The sequence below is a fragment of the Pandoraea vervacti genome (assembly GCF_000934605.2).
GTDB lineage: Bacteria > Pseudomonadota > Gammaproteobacteria > Burkholderiales > Burkholderiaceae > Pandoraea > Pandoraea vervacti.
In genome coordinates, this window is sequence record NZ_CP010897.2 from 5,495,816 (window position 1) to 5,511,083 (window position 15,268).

Consider the following 15,268-nt stretch of genomic DNA (forward strand, 5'->3'; position numbering starts at 1 on the left):
CGTTGCATCTGCCGATATCAGAGCAGGCTGAACAGCGAGAGCTTCTGCGTCTGAATGAAGGTCTGCTGCGAGGCCTGCAGCGATGCCTGTTGCTGCGCGAACTGGCTCGTCGCCGAGATGATGTCCACGTCCAGCAAGTCCTGCAACTGGGACGAATACGCGAGAGCGTTGGCGCTGCCGATGTCGCCAAGCGTCGTCAATTCGTTCAGGCGCGAGCCGACGGTCGTGCGCACAGTGGTCACGTTATCGTAGGTGTTGCTGAACATCTGGTTGAACGTGGTGAGCGCATTGCTCAGGTTGGCCGTGCCGGACGGTCCCTGCAACCCCACCGGGGTCTTGAGCGTATTGATCAGCGCTTGCAGGTTGTCGAACACGTTCGTATTCGAATTGCCCGCGGGAGCGACCGTGTAGGCGTCGCCCGTGGCCGGCGTGCCCGTAAACGTTACCGACTTGCCCGCAAACGCAATCGGCTGGCCCGACGTGTACACGCCCGTGACGTCCGGCACCGTGGTGTCCGTCAGGTCCTTGATCGTGTAGTTCGTGGTCGGCGGCGTGGTCGTGTTGTCGATCGCGAAACCGATCGAGAACTGGTGATTCGCCCCGGGGTTGGTCACGTCCGTCGTCGAGACGGGCGTGAACGTGGCCGTGCCGGTGTTCGACAGGCTACCGCTGATCACCGTGCTGGCCGTGGCAGGCTGGATCGCCTGAAAAATGTTCGAGCCGATGTCGTTGATCGCGATCTGACGGCCGGCAGAGACCTGCACGTAGCGAATGCCGGTGTCGCCCGCGTAGCTGGCGCCGGTCGGCGTGGAGACATACGCAGCCGAGTTGCCCATGAACCCCGAGAACAGGTACTGGCCGTTCGCATCCGTCGTGTTCGCCAGCGAGAGCAGTTGCTGGTAGCTCGATTGCAGATCGGTCGCAATGGCCGAGCGATCGTTGTCGTTGAGCGAGGCGCTGCCCGCCGCCACCACCTGCGACATGACGTGTTGCAGCGTATTGATGATGCTGCCGAAGGTCTGGTCTTCGAGCTGGAGCGCCGTTGTGGCCGCCCCGCGGTTCGTCGCGTACTGGCCGTTCATGTCCTTGGCCTGCGAAATGGCCACGGCTTGCGCAGACGCGAGCGGATCGTCGCTCGGCGTGGTCACGCGCTTGCCCGAGGAGAGCTGCGCTTGCGTGTTGAGCAGATCGGCGACGTTACGGCTCATGGCCGACGACCCCTGATCGAAAATCATGCTGGTGCTGATGCGCATCGTGTCGTCTCCTCAGCCTTAGTTGACCATCTGCAAGATCGTGTCGAACAACTGCGACGCGGTCTGGATGACCTTCGAGTTGGCCTGATAGAGCTGTTGGAACTTGATCAGGTTGGCGGCCTCTTCGTCGAGGCTCACGCCGGAATTGGACTGCTGGGCGGTCTGCGCCTGCTTGAGCAACGTTTGCTGCGCGGCGCTCGTCGCCTTGTAGGTGTTCGTGGTCGAGCCGACGTAGGAGACCAGATTGGCGTAGGCGGAGGCGTACGAATCCTTGCCGCCGACCTTGGTCTTGTCGTTTTGCAGGGCCGAGAGGGCCAGACCGTTGCGGTTATCCGTGGTGGCGCCGGCGTTGTTCGGCGCGATCGTCAGCTTGTCGCCATTGGCGGGCGTGCCGCTGATGTTGACCGTCATGCCGCCCAGCGTCATCTTCGCGCCGCTCGTGGCGTCGTAAGGCACCGTGTCGCCTGCGGCATACGTGGTGGTCGTGCCGTTGACCGTCACCGTCATCGGCGACGGCGCGACCAGGGTGATGGCCCCGGTCGTGGGATCCTTGCTGAACGTGAAACTGACCGGCGAGGTCAGCACATTCGTCAGGTAGTTCGCATCGACCGAACCCTGGTCGGTCTTGAGCGAGCCGGTGTTGGTCGACGGTGTGGACGCCAGGATCGGAGCGGCCAGCGCAATCTTGCCCGGGTCGGTGATCGCCACGCCGATGTTGCCCGCTGCATTGCGGGTCGGTTCGATCGTGAAGCTGTCGCCCGCGACGTTGGTGCCGACCGTGACGTTGAAGCCGTCATCGAACGCCGCGCCGGTGCTGTCCGTGAACGCCAGCGGCGCGCCAGCGGTGGCAGGCGCAGGGGCGGTCCACTTCGCACCGTCCGACGAACGGGTCATGGTGTAGGTCGTGCCGTCGAACGTCACGTTATAGTCGCTGGCCGTGACCTTCGAGGCGTCGGTGATCGTCGAATTGAGCACCGCGCCGTTGGAGTTCTTCGTATTGGCGACGATGGTCGGCTGCGGGACGGTGAAAATATTGCCGCCGAGCTGGCCGTACAGGTCCAGACCCAGTTTGTTCTGCGCGTTGAAGGTGCCCGCGAGCGACAGACCGATCTGGCCCAGCGCGTTCTGCGCCTGCGTCAGCGCGCCGCTGCGAAACGACAGCAGACCGGCGAGCGAGCCGCCGGTGATCGACGATTCCGGCACCGGCACCTTGGTGCCGTTGGGCGTCACATAGGCGATGGTCAGCTCGGAGGGGTCGTTGGTCGACGCCACGGTCGTGAGCTGATACGCCGAATTGCCCGTCACGAGCGACTGGCCATTGCCGACGAAGACGCTGTACGAGCCGTCCGACGCCTTGACCACGTTCGTCTGAATGATGGCGTTGAGCTGCGAGACGGCGAGGTCGCGCTGGTCGAGCAGGTCGTTCGGGGTCGCGCCGCCGCCGTTGGCCTGCGCCTGCACGATGGCGTCGTTCAGTTCCGCGATCTGCTTGGCGTAGACGTTGATCTGGTCGGTCGACTGCGAAATGCTGGCGTTCGTGCTGCTGCGCAGCGTGGACAGCGTGCCCGAGAGCGACTGGAACATGCTCGCGAGCGTTTGCGCCGAGGACACGACCGTGGCGCGCGTGGCGGAGTTGGCCGGCGCCGAAACGATGTTCTGCAAGTTCGTGAAGAACTGGCTCATCGTGGCCGACAGACCGGTCGTGGAGCTGCCCAGCGCATTGTTGATCTGCGAGATCTGCTGGTAGTACGTATCGAGCTGGCTGTACTGGGTCTGCGCCTGATTCGTCTGGTTCGACAGGAACTGGCTGTACACGCGCGAGACGTCGTTGACCAGCACGCCGGTGCCCAGATAGCCCACACCGGCGTATTGGCTGGCGGCCTGGGCGTAATCGACGATCTGACGGTTGTAACCGGCCGTGCCCGAGTTGGCGACGTTATTGCCGGTGGTGCTGAGGGCGAACTGGGCGGCGTTCAGCCCGCTCATGCCAATATTGATTAGGCTCATGATCTCGCGGCTTATGTTGGAGGCGCGCCCCGCGGCGAAAACCCGCTCGCGCACCGTTACCGATGTGTTTACGGCAGTCCGGCGACAAAATTGAGGCCGTCGCTGCGCTTGTTTTCGTCCCGTACCCCGCCGTCGCGGCCCCCGGCAAACCCGGTGGCGGCGAGCCTTCCCCGTCAGGTGAAGTGCTTCATGACCTTCATGAGCTTGCTGGCGTACTGCGGATCCGTCGCGTAGCCCGCGCGTTGCAGATTGTTGGCAAAGCTGGCCGCGTCGTTGGCGCTGGCCACGACCGACGAATAGCGCGGGTTGTTCGAAATCAGCTTGGCGTAGTCGGCGAATGCCTCGTCGTACGAGCCGTAGGCGCGGAACTTCGCCATCACCTTGCGCGGTTGACCGTTGACGTACTCGGTGGTCGCCACTTCCACGGTCGGACCATTCCAGTTCTTGCCGGCCTTGATGCCGAACACGTTGTGGCTGGTGCTGCCATCCGCGCGACGGATCTCACGCTTGCCCCAGCCCGATTCCAGCGCCGCCTGACTCAGCATGAAGCGCGCCGGAATGCCGCTGTTCGCGCTGGCGCTCTGCGCCGCGTTGGCCATGCGCTCGACGAATTCACCCGCTGCGGCGGGTGCGCCGTCCGCCACACCGATGCCGTCCGCCGCGTTGTACGCGCGGCCGGCGAGCGGCTGCTGGCGCCCCATGGCCGCCGGCGGCAAGGTCGTCCCGGTTTTGGCGAGTTGCTTGAGCATCAGGTCCGCCAGACCAATGCCCTTGTTCGAAGCCATTTGCTGGGCGAGCTGGTCGTCGAGCATGCCGTTGAACATCTTTTCCTGATCGCTGCCAAGCAGGCCGCCGGACATCGTGGCCTCGCGCATGCTCTTGAGCATCATCTGCGTGAAGACAGCCTCGAACTGCTTGGCCGCCTGCTGCGTGGCCTGCGGCGTTTGCTGGTGTGCGGCCGCGCGCAGGGCCGTGAGGCCTTGCGTGTCGTAGGCAGCGCGTTGCGTCAGATCGGGCAGGTGGTTGCCCGCCGCACCGGTCAGGCGGTTGCCGTCGGCCATATCAGATGATCTCCAGATCGGCGCGCAAGGCGCCCGAGGCCTTCATGGCCTGCAGAATCGACATCAGGTCCGCCGGACTCGCACCCAGCGAGTTCAGCGCCTTGACGACATCGGCGAGGTTGGCGCCCGCTTTGACCATCTTGAGCGCGTTGTTCTCCTGTTGAACGGAGATCTGCGAATTCGGCGCCACGACCGTCTGACCGCCCGAGAACGGCGCCGGCTGGCTGACATTGTTCTGCGTATCGATGACGACCGACAGGTTGCCGTGCGCCACGGCGCACTGCTGGATCGTCACGTTCTGGTTCATCACCACGGAGCCCGTGCGGGCATTGATGATGACGCGTGCGGCCGTGTTGTCCGGGCGCACTTCCAGACTTTCGAGTTGCGCGAGGAACTGCACGCGCGAGGCCGGATCGGTCGGCGTGCGCAACAGAATCACACGGCCATCGAGCGCCTGCGCAGTGCCGAAGCCGAAGCGGCGATTCACCGCGTCGACCACGCGCTGCGCGGTGGAGAAGTCCGTGGCGTTCAGTTCCATCTGCACGGTCCCCGGCTGGCCGCCCATGGCGGTCGGCACGGCGCGCTCGACGATGGCCCCGCTCGGAATCCGGCCCGACGCCAGCTGGTTGATGGTCACGCTCGACCCGTTGGCCGAAGCCCCTGCGCCGCCGATCAGCAGGTTGCCCTGCGCCAGCGCGTAGACCTGTCCGTCCGGCCCCTTGAGCGGGGTCATCAGCAGCGTGCCGCCGCGCAGGCTCTTGGCGTTACCCATCGACGACACCACGACGTCGATGGCCTGACCGGGTCGCGTGAACGCCGGCAGCGTGGCCGTGACCATCACGGCGGCCACGTTCTTCAACTGCATGTTGGTGCCGGGCGCGACGGTGATGCCCAGTTGCGAGAGCATGTTGGTCATGCTCTGCACGGTGAACGGCGTCTGCGTCGTCTGGTCACCCGAGTTGTCGAGACCGGCCACAAGGCCGTAGCCGATCAGCTGGTTGTCGCGCACGCCCTGGATCGACGCCAGTTCCTTCAGACGCTCGGCATGCGCCACGCCGGGCGCGAGCAGCATGGCAGCGCCTGCCACGCTCGTCGCGACGGCCACGGCAAACGTGGAGACCGCGCGGCCGATGTGCTGGCGGAGGAAGCTGGGGTAAGGCGCGCGGCGCGACGGGAACGGCATGATCGACATCAGAATGGCGAAACGTTAAGGAAGAAGCGCTGCAGCCAGCCCATGGTTTCGGCTTCGTTGATATAGCCTTTGCCACGGTATTCGATGCGCGCATCGGCCACCTGCGTCGAGGGCACGGTGTTCGCGCCCGAAATCGTTTGCGGGCTCACGATGCCCGAGAACTTGATGTATTCCGTGCCCTGGTTGATGGCGATCTGCTTCTCTCCCGCGACCGCCAGGTTGCCGTTCGAGAGCACTTCCATCACGGTCACGGTGATCTGCCCCGAGAACACGTTGTTGGCATTGGCCGCGCCCTTGGCGTCGAACTTGTTCGCGCCGCTCGCATCGAGCGCCTGGTTGTTGAGCACACCGCCGATCACGCCCGGCGTCTGGTTCAGCGTCAGATTGCCGCTGCCCGAGCGTGTGGTATTGGCCGCCGAGTTCTTGCTCGCCGCCGTGTTTTCGTTGATGACGATCGTGAGGATGTCGCCCACGTTGCGCGGACGGCGGTCTTCGAACAGCGGCCGATTCGAGTACAGCGGACGGTAAATCGAGCCTTCCGGGTCAGCCGCCACCGGCGGGGGCGGCGGACGCGTGGTCGTCGGCCCGTTCACGACCGGTTCCTGCGGCACGTACGCGCAACCTGCGAGACCGCTCAGCGCAGCGGCGGCCACGAGCGCCAGAAACTGCGCGAGGCCTGCGCTGCGGTGCGTTTCGGTCTTGCGTGCGGACATATCGACGTTCATTCCCAAGTGCGTAGTACTGGAGGCATTCGCGGCGAACCGCGCCTTACATCTGCGTCAGACGTTGCAGCATCTGGTCGGATGCGGTCACGGCCTTCGAGTTGATTTCATAGGCGCGCTGCGCGGAAATCATGTTCACGAGCTCTTCGACCACGTTCACGTTCGACGTTTCGACGTAGTTCTGGTTGAGCACGCCCGCGCCATTGGTGCCCGGCTGCGCGACGTTCGGCGCGCCCGAGGCGGCCGTCTCGGCGTACAGGTTCTCGCCCATGCTTTGCAGGCCGGCGTTGTTGATGAACGTGGCGAGCTGGAACGTGCCGATCTGCACGTTCGCGGTATTGCCCGGCTGCGTGACCGACACCGTGCCGTCGCGCGCGATGGTCAGCGACAGCGCGTTGGCCGGAATCGTAATCGCCGGCTGGATCGGGTAACCCGAGGCGGTCACGAGCTGGCCGTTGTTATCCACCTGGAACGAGCCGTCGCGGGTGTAGGCCGTCGTGCCGTCCGGCATGAGGACCTGGAAGAAGCCATCGCCGTTGATGGCCACGTCCTTGGCGTTGGCGGTCGACGTCAGATTGCCCTGCGTGAAGATGCGCTCGGTGGCTGCAGGGCGCACACCCGTGCCCAGTTGCAGACCCGAAGGCAGCAGCGTTTGCTGCGACGACTGCGCGCCCGGCTGGCGCAGCGTCTGGTACAGCAGATCCGAGAACACCGCACGGCCCTTCTTGAAGCCGTTCGTACTGGTGTTGGCCAGGTTGTTCGAAATCACGTCCATGTTCGTCTGCTGGGCGTTCATGCCGGTGGCAGCGATGTAGAGCGAACGGATCATTGGATGTTTCTCCCCGTGTTCGGTGGCGGTGCGTGCTCGCTTTCGGGAGCGCCGCAGCCGGCGCCCGTTAGCTGAAGTTCAGCAACTGGTTGGCGGTTTGTTCGTTGGTATCGGCGGTTTGCAGCATCTTCATCTGCATCTCGAAGGCACGCGATTGCGAAATCATGTTCACGAGGCCGCTCACCGGGTTGACGTTGCTCATCTCGATGGAACCGGCCACGACTACGACATTCGGATCGACCTGCGCGGGGGCGTTGTTGGCCCGACGGAACAGGCCGTCGTCGCCACGCACCAGATTGCCTTCGGGCGGATTGACCAGCTTCAACTGCCCCATCACCGCGATGGAGTTCGGCGGATCGCCCTGCCCCAGCGCGGAGATCGTGCCATCGGTGCCGATCGTCACCGCAGCCCCCGGCGGCACGGCAGCCGGACCGGCGTCGGTCATGACGGGCAGACCGTGCAGCGTGATCTGGCCGTCGGCCGTCATTTCGAGATTGCCGCCACGGGTATAGGCTTCGCGGCCCTGCGCGTCGCGCACGGCCAGCCAGCCTTGTCCCTGAATGGCCACATCGAGCGCACGGCCGGTTTGCTGCATCGCGCCGGGCGTGAAGTCCGTGCCCGGCGTCGAGGTGGCGACGAACGTACGCGTGCCGGTCGTGCCGTCGGCGGCGCGCACCGGCGCCTGACGGAACGCCGAGAGCTGGGCCCGAAAGCCCGGCGTGGAGACGTTCGCCAGATTGTTGGCGGTGGTCGATTGCTGCTCCATCGCCTGCTTCGCGCCGGTCATGGCCACATAGATCACGCGATCCATCGACGCCCCTCCTGCAAGTTACGCATACGCGCCGCTCCCGTGTGCTTACAGGTTGACCATCGTCTGCATCAGCTGGTCTTCCGTCTTGATCGTCTGCGCGTTGGCCTGATAGTTGCGCTGCGCGGTGATCATGTGGACCAGTTCGGCGGTCAGGTCGACGTTCGACGCTTCGACGGCGCCCGCCTGGAGCTTGCCGAGGTTCGTGCCGCCCGGCACGCCGACGATCGGAATGCCCGAGGCTGCCGATTCCGCCCAGAGGTTGTTGCCCAGCGGGATCAGTCCGTTCACGTTGTTGAAGTTGGCGAGCGCGACCTGTCCCAGCACCATCGACTGCGTGTTCGAGTACGTGCCGACGATCGTGCCGTCGGCGTTGAACGTGAAGCCCGTCAGGCGGCCCGACGAGTAACCGTCCTGCGTGAGCGTGTTCGGCGTGTAGCTGTTGCCGAACTGCGTGGTGCCGGTCAGGTTCAGCGTCATGTTGCCGGAGGCCGCGCCGTTACCGTACGCGATCGTCGGCAGCGTGATCGGGCCGGTCACGGCGGCGCCGGTCGAGTCCGTTTGCGACACGAGGCTGCCCGACGAGTTGAACGTGAGCGTGCCGATCGGGCCGGCGCCGACCTGGGTGGTACCGTCCACCGAGGCGTACACGGTCCACGTGGCGTTGTTGGTGGTGGTGTCGACGCTGGTCTTCTTGAAGTACAGGTTGACGTCGTGGGAATTGCCCAGCGAGTCGTAGACCTTGAGCGACGTGGCGTTGGTGTACGAGTTCGGATCGGTGATCGAGAACGGGGTGGTGTTCACCGCGCTGCGCGAATCGAGATTGAACTGACCCGTGATCTTCGAGGTCGCCGTGGGGGCCAGGTCGCCCGTCGGGATCTGGAGGTCGACCGGCGAGACGCTGTTGATGATGCCGTTCGGGCCCGCCAGGTAACCGGTCAGGTGATCGCCGTTCGAGTTGACGATGTAACCGTTCTTGTCGAGCGAGAACTGGCCGTTGCGCGAGTAAGCAATGGTGCCGTTGTTCGAGACGCGGAAGAAGCCGTTGCCCGAGATCGCCAGGTCGAGCTGGCGGTTCGTGACCGTGATGTCGCCCTGCGTGAACTGCTGGGCGACGGCGGCCACACGCGTGCCGATACCGACGGTGTTGTTGCCTGCGCCGAACAGCGAGTTCGCGTAAATGTCGGCGAACTGCGCCTGACCCTGCTTGAAGCCGACGGTGGCCGCGTTGGCAACGTTGTTGCCGACGACGTCCAGGTCCTTGGAAGCGGCGTTCAGGCCGCTCAATCCGGTCGAAAAGGCCATGTGTTACTCCTGAAATTCGGTTGTCGACGACACCTGTCGCGACGAAAACGATTCAAAAACGAGAAGGGCTTGCGTCGTGTCGGGTCAGAGAATTTCGCGCACGTCGGAGAGCTTGATGTTCGAGCCGGTGCCGACGTTGAGCAACGGCGAGCCAGTCGTGCTGGCCACCACGCTCTGCACCTGTGCGTAAGAGAGCAGCGTCGGCGTGATGGCTTTGCCATTGGCCGTTGCGGTCACGCTCAGCGTGTACTTGCCATCGGCCACGTCGACACCCGCGTCGTCCTTGGCGTCCCAGGTAAGGGCCTGCACGCCGGCATCCAGCGCGCCCGCGTTGACGGTGCGAATCGTCTTGCCGGTGCTGTCCTTGATCTCGATCTTCACGGTGTCCGCATCGCTCGGCAGCTCGAAGCCGAACGGCGTGGCCGTCTTCGTGACGGTGCCGTCGTCGGCCTTGGTGCTGCCCACGCCGATGTTGGTGCCCGGGATCAGCACGCCCTTGCCGACCAGCGCCGCCGCCTGCAGGCTTTGCGTCGAGTTCAGTTGCGAGGTGACGGACGAGAGCGTCGTGTTCAATTGGGTGATGCCCGAGACCGTGCTGATCTGCGCGAGCTGCGAGGTCACCTGCGAGTTGTCCATCGGGTTGAGCGGATCCTGGTTGTTCATCTGGGCGACGAGCAACTTGAGGAAGCTGTTTTGCAGATCGTCTGCGCTACCGGCGGACGACTTCGAACTGCTGCTGTTGGCAGTTCCGTTGATCGAGTCGAGGAAGTTCTGCGAGAAGTTCGCAGCGTTCGACGTATTGATGCTGGCCATCTGTCTGGTCTCCGCGCGGCCCCTTACTGGCCGACCGTGAGGGTTTTGAGCATGAGCGTCTTGGCGGTGTTGAGCGCCTCGACGTTGGCTTGATAGGAACGGGAGGCGGAGATCATGTTGACCATCTCTTCCACCGGATTCACGTTGGGCATGGTGACGTAACCCTGCGCGTTCGCTGCCGGGTTCTTCGGGTCGTACACCGTCTTGAGCGGGGACGGGTCTTCCACCACGCCGGCGACCTTCACGCCGCCCACGTCGGTGCCCGTGACCGGGTTGACCTGAAACACGACTTGCTTGGCGCGGTACGGCTGACCATCCGGACCGGTCACCGATTCGGCGTTGGCCAGGTTGCTCGCCGTCACGTTCATGCGCTGCGACTGGGCAGTCATGGCGGAGCCGGCGACGTCGAAAATGCTCATGAGTGGCATGGCGCTTACCCTTGATTCGTGATGGCTGTCAGCATCGTCTTGATCTGGCTGCTCAGGACCGTGAGGCCCGTCTGGTAATGCACGGCGTTATCGGCGAAGTTCACACGCTCGGCGTCGAGCTCGACGGTGTTGCCGTCGACGCTTTGCTGATAAGGCACGCGGTAAAGCAGTTCCGGGCCGCCCATCGGCGGCGCCGTAGTCACGGCGCGCGCGGCGATGTGACGCGAGGAGGTACGTGAGAGCGATACACCCGACTCGCTGGCGATCTGCGGCTGCGTGCCGCGCTCGACGGCCTGATTCAAGGCATTGTTGAAGTCGAGATCGCGCGCCTTGTATCCCGGCGTGTCCGCGTTGGCGATGTTCGACGAGATCACTTCCTGGCGATAGGCGCGCATCGACAGCGCCTGCTGAGAAAATCGCAATGCCGCGTCCAGTTTGTCCATGATCTCGTCTCGCCTGATGCTTGCCTTGATGCCGGTACTTGGGTGATGCACAAGAAGCTGTGCCCCGTGCGGTCGCGCGCCGTGCCCGGCTCAGTCTCGTGGCGCCCTGAGGCGCCTTGACTGACGGGCGTCGCGCTGTGCGCAGACGGGATCTCCTGCCGGGTCCGGAAAAAATAGGGACCTTTTGGCATGCTTCGCATCGTATGCGTACCCCCCACGATTCAATCGGAGGAATAGGCAGGAGATTGACCGCCATTTCGGGCCATGCCCTGTCGCGGACATCTCTAGAATGGCTTCCTGACGGCATCGGGCGGGGTTTGCCCCCCAGGCAAAGGAACACTGCCCGGTGTCGTCGGCTTCACAGCTTGAAGTGGGTTGAGTGCCGGCTACCCCGTGGTTCCCCCGGGCAACGGCCGCAAGGAGAGTGAGCATGGCAGGCAAATCCGGCGACCGACTCGTCGATGCCCCGCGCACGCATGGCGTGCAGCGGCATGGCGTGCGCGCGCGCCTTCGATCCGGACTGCTGGCGGCCACCTTCGCAACCCTCGGCCTGGGTTTGAGTCTGACGCTCGTCTCTACCCCGTCGGCTTCGGCGGCCGCCCAGAATGCCGGCGTCGCCACCGATCCCGCCGCGCAGAACCTCGGCAATACGCTTGGCCCCAGCGCCATTGTCATTCCCGGCAACCATGCCGCCGCCGGCGGTGTCGCGTCGAATGTTCCGAACCTGGTGCGTCCGGCAGCGACGGTGAACGCGTCGGCGCAGCCGTCTTCACAGCAGGCCGCCGCCCCGGTCCTGCAGAGCGCCGGCGCTCAGAATTCCCAGTACCAGAATCCCCAGATCATCCGCCAGACGGCCGAGCGTTTCCTGCGCGAGCAGACGACCGGCCTGCCCGGACAGGTCAACATTACCGTCGGCGAATCGGTCTCCGACCACATGCCGGCCTGTACGGCGCTCGAACCGTTCCTGCCCCCGGGGGCGCGCCTCTGGGGCTCGACGAGCGTCGGCGTGCGTTGTGCGGGCGAGCGGCCGTGGACGCTGTATCTACAAGCACGCGTGAGCATCAACGCGACCTACTTCGTCGCCGCCCGCCAGATCAATCCGGGCGAGACAATTTCGGCGACCGATCTGTCGCCGCGTCAGGGCGATCTCACGCTGCTGCCGCGCACGGTGGCCACCGATGCCGGCCAGATCGTCGGCACGGTGGCGGTCAACCGCATTACCTCCGGCCTGCCGATCCGCTCCGACTTGCTGCGCAGCGCGATTGCCGTGCAACAGGGACAAACCGTGCGGGTCGTCTCGCGCGGATCCGGATTCGAGGTGAGCACGGAAGGCCAGGTGCTCACGCGCGCGAGCGCGGGCGATCCCGTGCAGGTGCGCACCCGCGCCGGACAGGTCGTCAGCGGCACGGTGAAGACAGGAAAAAATGGCAACGTCGAAGTCGAAGTTGCGCTATGAGTGATTACTCACTATCGTTAAATATCCGCTAAAATCACCCGGCACTTGAACTGGTAACAGGATGTTACTTGCCTAAAGTTATGGCGAATAATGCCGTTACACAGACAGGTTTCTGGGGAAAGCACATGAAAATCGAACCACCCGCCAATCCGTTGAGTGGCGTCGGCGCGGGCAAGGCGGCGACCGATCGCGCGACTTCCGGCGCTGTGAATGCCGACTCGAATGCTGCAACGACTGCGAATGTCGGCGGCGGTGCGAGCGTGAGCACGAGCGCGCTGTCGTCGGAGATGCGCGCGTTGCAGGAAGCGCTGGCACAGACGGGCGCGGCAGATATCGACCTTGCCAAGGTGGAGTCGATCAAGGCGGCCATTGCCAACCGCCAATTGCTGATCGACCCCTCCAAGATTGCGGACGGCCTCATTGCGACCGCGCGCGATCTGCTCTCTGCGCAATCAAAGTAAGCCATGACCACTGAAGCCCTGTTGAACGCCCTGTCTGCGGAAACGACTGCCATTGGCACGTTTTCGGCATTGCTCGGGGAAGAACAGCAGGCTTTGGTGAGCGGCACGCTGGATGCATTGCCGGAGCTGACCGAGCGCAAGGGGCGCGCGGTCGCCGAACTTTCTGCACTCGGTCGCGACCGCGATGCGCAGTTGCAGGCGCTGGGCTTCACCCCGGACGAAGCGGGTGCAGCGGCCGCCGCGGCGACCGATTCCCGCATCGATACCGCGTGGAAGGCACTCCTTGCGGCGGCCGGCGAAGCCAAGCGAGCGAACGACACGAACGGCCTGCTCATCAATACGCGTCTGACCTACACGCAACAAGCCTTGAACGTGCTCTACGGCCCGGGCAACAACGCCCCGCTCTACGGTCCCGACGGCCGTACCACGCCGCGCTCCAGTGGTGGAAGTGTGACGGCTTAAGCCTCATTCAGTGGGTTGGCAACATACGCCTCCACCCAACGAAGTCAGCACTCCCGCTTTCGAACGAATCGCCGCTCCTCGCTTCGAACCTATTGGCAGAGCCTGCGCGCGGGCATGATGTTGCGGTCTCACCCGCCGCATCTTAGCCACCAATTTGAATAATCGGGCACATGAGGCTTACCGCGTCAGACACCACTGGCGCTCGGGCAACGATCGATCCACCAAATAAGCAGCGCCTCCCGAGAATCGGCAAGTCAGGGTCATAACGAGCCTATCCCCTCCGCAGCCCGCACCTTGAGCGGGCACTCACCCAAACTCATCCCTACGTTTGCGTCTAGCGTCTGCTCCTCGGTAATCGGCCACGGGTCAATTGGCACGTATCCGGAGACGCGGATCATATCTATTTCTGTCACGACCTCATCTAAGATGTCCCCCTCGGTTCAGCCCCAGCGAACTTTCTCAGAATTAGCCCAAACGAAGTTCGACCGACATTCCTTACAGTTGTGGTTGTCGTAACGCACCTGGCTCTTGTACTCCCACGAGCCCCGCCACCCAGAACAACTAAAAGGGAATATGAACTATTTTTCGCGAACTTTGGACCGATTGGACAATCTTGCGAAGCGACTTTTGCGTGCCAAAACGGTGGGCGTAAGAGCGCTAATTCTCGATAAATCAAACCGAGTTCTTTTAGTAAAGCACACTTATAGAAATGGATGGCATACGCCCGGAGGTGGCGTCAACTCCGGAGAAACTTTAGTTGAGGCCATTCGAAGGGAAGTCTACGAAGAAACAAAACTCAGACTTTCCGGAGAAATACAACTATTCAACATTTACCTCAATAAGTGGAAAAATTTGGATGATTTTCCCGTTCTTTTCATCGCAAGAGACTATTTGGGAAATGCTGAAGTAGGCGATCCTGCGGAGATTGCCGAAATCGGGTGGTTCTCGTTTGACCGCCTGCCAATGGAAACCACGGAAAAGACTAGGCAGAGGATTCTCGAATTCCGCGGACTCCGTGAAAAATCCGATCGGTGGTAGGACTTTTCACGGATTGATTTTGGCACCACAACGACCCAACTGCTCATTCATTACGTCGCAGATTCGAAAATGAGCTTTGGATAAAGCACTGGGAAGGGGCGGAATGATGCTGCCCCCGTTGGACGAATATAGAGCCAAATACGCGAAGCGCTTAGAGGCTTACAGAAAACTCAACAAGAAGCGAGGGCTCGTGTCGCCGGTCGTGCGCTGACGTCTGCGCATATTCAATTCGCCGACGTCCAAGCCTTCTCACGCAACGTCGCACGCAGGCGTGAAATCGCCTGGCTGTGCAACTGGCATACACGCGACTCGCTGACTTCGAGCACCGCGCCGATTTCGCGCAGGTTCAGACCCTGCTCGTAGTACAGGCTCATCAGGAGCTTCTCTCGCTCCGGCAGATGATCGATGGCATCGACCACACCGCCACGCAGGCCCTCGTCGAGCAACATCGTGAGGGGATCGGCGCCCGGATCCGCGCAGATGCGGTCGATGAACGGCTCTTCGTCAGCCGCTTCGAAATCTTCGTAATAGATCAGCTGGCAGCCGTGCACGTCCTGCAGCATCTGCTGATATTCGGTCAGCCCGATGGACATCTCGCCCGCAATCTCGCTCTCAGTCGGTCCACGCCCCAGTCGCTGCTCCAGCCGCTGCACCGCCTTCTCGATCTCGCGCGCCGTTTTGCGAATACCCCGCGAAGCCCAGTCCAGCTCGCGCAATTCGTCGAGCATCGCCCCGCGAATGCGCTGGCTCGCGTACGTTTCGAACTGCGCGCCCTGCGTCTCCTGATACCGGTTCGCCGCATCGAGCAGCCCCAGCATGCCGGCCTGAATCAGGTCTTCCAGCTCCACGCTGGCCGGCAGCTTTGCCATCAATTGCAGCGCCAGGCGGCGCACCAACGGCGCGTATTGGGTCAGCGTGTCGTTCGTGTCGACCTTCCCGCGCGCGGTATACATGTTTCCCTCCGCTTCCTCTGGACGCGCACCGTGCCGC

The 15,268-nt window shown here is 63.3% G+C and carries 16 protein-coding genes; 4 read left to right on the top strand and 12 right to left on the bottom strand.

Annotated elements, in window-relative coordinates:
* Positions 1–17: 17 nt before the first annotated feature.
* The 11 genes from flgL to flgB form a co-directional block, all read right to left on the bottom strand.
* Positions 18–1,253: a flagellar hook-associated protein FlgL gene (gene flgL / locus UC34_RS23990; protein ID WP_044457464.1), complete on the bottom strand. Its 1,236-nt coding sequence runs from the start codon at positions 1,251–1,253 to the stop codon at positions 18–20.
* A gap of 18 nt (positions 1,254–1,271) precedes the next feature.
* Positions 1,272–3,260, bottom strand: coding sequence for a flagellar hook-associated protein FlgK (gene flgK / locus UC34_RS23995; RefSeq protein ID WP_044457465.1), 1,989 nt, complete (start codon positions 3,258–3,260; stop codon positions 1,272–1,274).
* A gap of 173 nt (positions 3,261–3,433) precedes the next feature.
* Positions 3,434–4,321, bottom strand: coding sequence for a flagellar assembly peptidoglycan hydrolase FlgJ (flgJ, locus tag UC34_RS24000; RefSeq protein WP_044457466.1), 888 nt, complete (start codon positions 4,319–4,321; stop codon positions 3,434–3,436).
* 1 nt (position 4,322) lies between these two features.
* Positions 4,323–5,504 (bottom strand): flagellar basal body P-ring protein FlgI, encoded by a 1,182-nt coding sequence (locus UC34_RS24005; protein WP_418303954.1) that lies wholly within the window; start codon positions 5,502–5,504, stop codon positions 4,323–4,325.
* Between the two features lie 8 nt (positions 5,505–5,512).
* Positions 5,513–6,226 carry a flagellar basal body L-ring protein FlgH gene (locus UC34_RS24010; RefSeq protein ID WP_044458626.1) on the bottom strand — a complete coding sequence of 238 codons (714 nt, stop codon included), beginning with the start codon at positions 6,224–6,226 and terminating at the stop codon, positions 5,513–5,515.
* 55 nt (positions 6,227–6,281) lie between these two features.
* Positions 6,282–7,064 (bottom strand): flagellar basal-body rod protein FlgG, encoded by a 783-nt coding sequence (gene flgG / locus UC34_RS24015; RefSeq protein ID WP_044457467.1) that lies wholly within the window; start codon positions 7,062–7,064, stop codon positions 6,282–6,284.
* Between the two features lie 67 nt (positions 7,065–7,131).
* Positions 7,132–7,875 (bottom strand): flagellar basal body rod protein FlgF, encoded by a 744-nt coding sequence (locus UC34_RS24020; RefSeq protein WP_044457468.1) that lies wholly within the window; start codon positions 7,873–7,875, stop codon positions 7,132–7,134.
* A gap of 45 nt (positions 7,876–7,920) precedes the next feature.
* Positions 7,921–9,177: a flagellar hook protein FlgE gene (gene flgE / locus UC34_RS24025; protein ID WP_044457469.1), complete on the bottom strand. Its 1,257-nt coding sequence runs from the start codon at positions 9,175–9,177 to the stop codon at positions 7,921–7,923.
* Between the two features lie 84 nt (positions 9,178–9,261).
* A complete protein-coding gene (flgD, locus tag UC34_RS24030; RefSeq protein ID WP_044457470.1) occupies positions 9,262–9,990 on the bottom strand; it encodes a flagellar hook assembly protein FlgD in 729 nt (242 codons plus the stop codon).
* Between the two features lie 23 nt (positions 9,991–10,013).
* Positions 10,014–10,418, bottom strand: coding sequence for a flagellar basal body rod protein FlgC (gene flgC / locus UC34_RS24035; protein ID WP_039394038.1), 405 nt, complete (start codon positions 10,416–10,418; stop codon positions 10,014–10,016).
* A gap of 5 nt (positions 10,419–10,423) precedes the next feature.
* Positions 10,424–10,864 carry a flagellar basal body rod protein FlgB gene (flgB, locus tag UC34_RS24040; RefSeq protein WP_044458627.1) on the bottom strand — a complete coding sequence of 147 codons (441 nt, stop codon included), beginning with the start codon at positions 10,862–10,864 and terminating at the stop codon, positions 10,424–10,426.
* 427 nt (positions 10,865–11,291) lie between these two features.
* Between flgB and flgA the strand changes: the two genes are divergently transcribed.
* From flgA to UC34_RS24060, 4 genes are all read left to right on the top strand, one after another.
* Positions 11,292–12,317, top strand: a complete 1,026-nt coding sequence (gene flgA, locus UC34_RS24045) for a flagellar basal body P-ring formation chaperone FlgA (RefSeq protein WP_084070926.1) — start codon at positions 11,292–11,294, stop codon at positions 12,315–12,317.
* Positions 12,318–12,442: 125 nt separating this feature from the next.
* Positions 12,443–12,778 carry a flagellar biosynthesis anti-sigma factor FlgM gene (gene flgM, locus UC34_RS24050; RefSeq protein WP_044457471.1) on the top strand — a complete coding sequence of 112 codons (336 nt, stop codon included), beginning with the start codon at positions 12,443–12,445 and terminating at the stop codon, positions 12,776–12,778.
* A 3-nt stretch (positions 12,779–12,781) separates the two neighbouring features.
* Positions 12,782–13,240, top strand: a complete 459-nt coding sequence (locus UC34_RS24055; RefSeq protein WP_044457472.1) for a flagella synthesis protein FlgN — start codon at positions 12,782–12,784, stop codon at positions 13,238–13,240.
* Between the two features lie 573 nt (positions 13,241–13,813).
* A complete protein-coding gene (locus tag UC34_RS24060) occupies positions 13,814–14,278 on the top strand; it encodes an NUDIX domain-containing protein (protein ID WP_072617534.1) in 465 nt (154 codons plus the stop codon).
* A 224-nt stretch (positions 14,279–14,502) separates the two neighbouring features.
* Here UC34_RS24060 and UC34_RS24065 read toward each other — a convergent pair whose 3' ends face one another.
* Positions 14,503–15,231 carry an RNA polymerase sigma factor FliA gene (locus UC34_RS24065; RefSeq protein ID WP_044457473.1) on the bottom strand — a complete coding sequence of 243 codons (729 nt, stop codon included), beginning with the start codon at positions 15,229–15,231 and terminating at the stop codon, positions 14,503–14,505.
* Positions 15,232–15,268 lie beyond the last annotated feature (37 nt).

What these genes read in the sequence shown, in the direction of transcription:
- UC34_RS24020 (WP_044457468.1), bottom strand. Translation starts at nt 7,875, where the DNA reads ATGGATCGCGTGATCTATGTGGCCATGACCGGCGCGAAGCAGGCGATG.
- UC34_RS24055 (WP_044457472.1), top strand. Translation starts at nt 12,782, where the DNA reads ATGACCACTGAAGCCCTGTTGAACGCCCTGTCTGCGGAAACGACTGCC.
- flgC (WP_039394038.1), bottom strand. Translation starts at nt 10,418, where the DNA reads ATGCCACTCATGAGCATTTTCGACGTCGCCGGCTCCGCCATGACTGCC.
- flgD (WP_044457470.1), bottom strand. Translation starts at nt 9,990, where the DNA reads ATGGCCAGCATCAATACGTCGAACGCTGCGAACTTCTCGCAGAACTTC.
- flgE (WP_044457469.1), bottom strand. Translation starts at nt 9,177, where the DNA reads ATGGCCTTTTCGACCGGATTGAGCGGCCTGAACGCCGCTTCCAAGGAC.
- UC34_RS24010 (WP_044458626.1), bottom strand. Translation starts at nt 6,226, where the DNA reads ATGTCCGCACGCAAGACCGAAACGCACCGCAGCGCAGGCCTCGCGCAG.
- flgJ (WP_044457466.1), bottom strand. Translation starts at nt 4,321, where the DNA reads ATGGCCGACGGCAACCGCCTGACCGGTGCGGCGGGCAACCACCTGCCC.
- UC34_RS24005 (WP_418303954.1), bottom strand. Translation starts at nt 5,504, where the DNA reads ATGCCGTTCCCGTCGCGCCGCGCGCCTTACCCCAGCTTCCTCCGCCAG.
- flgG (WP_044457467.1), bottom strand. Translation starts at nt 7,064, where the DNA reads ATGATCCGTTCGCTCTACATCGCTGCCACCGGCATGAACGCCCAGCAG.
- flgK (WP_044457465.1), bottom strand. Translation starts at nt 3,260, where the DNA reads ATGAGCCTAATCAATATTGGCATGAGCGGGCTGAACGCCGCCCAGTTC.
- flgA (WP_084070926.1), top strand. Translation starts at nt 11,292, where the DNA reads ATGGCAGGCAAATCCGGCGACCGACTCGTCGATGCCCCGCGCACGCAT.
- flgM (WP_044457471.1), top strand. Translation starts at nt 12,443, where the DNA reads ATGAAAATCGAACCACCCGCCAATCCGTTGAGTGGCGTCGGCGCGGGC.
- UC34_RS24065 (WP_044457473.1), bottom strand. Translation starts at nt 15,231, where the DNA reads ATGTATACCGCGCGCGGGAAGGTCGACACGAACGACACGCTGACCCAA.
- UC34_RS24060 (WP_072617534.1), top strand. Translation starts at nt 13,814, where the DNA reads ATGAACTATTTTTCGCGAACTTTGGACCGATTGGACAATCTTGCGAAG.
- flgL (WP_044457464.1), bottom strand. Translation starts at nt 1,253, where the DNA reads ATGCGCATCAGCACCAGCATGATTTTCGATCAGGGGTCGTCGGCCATG.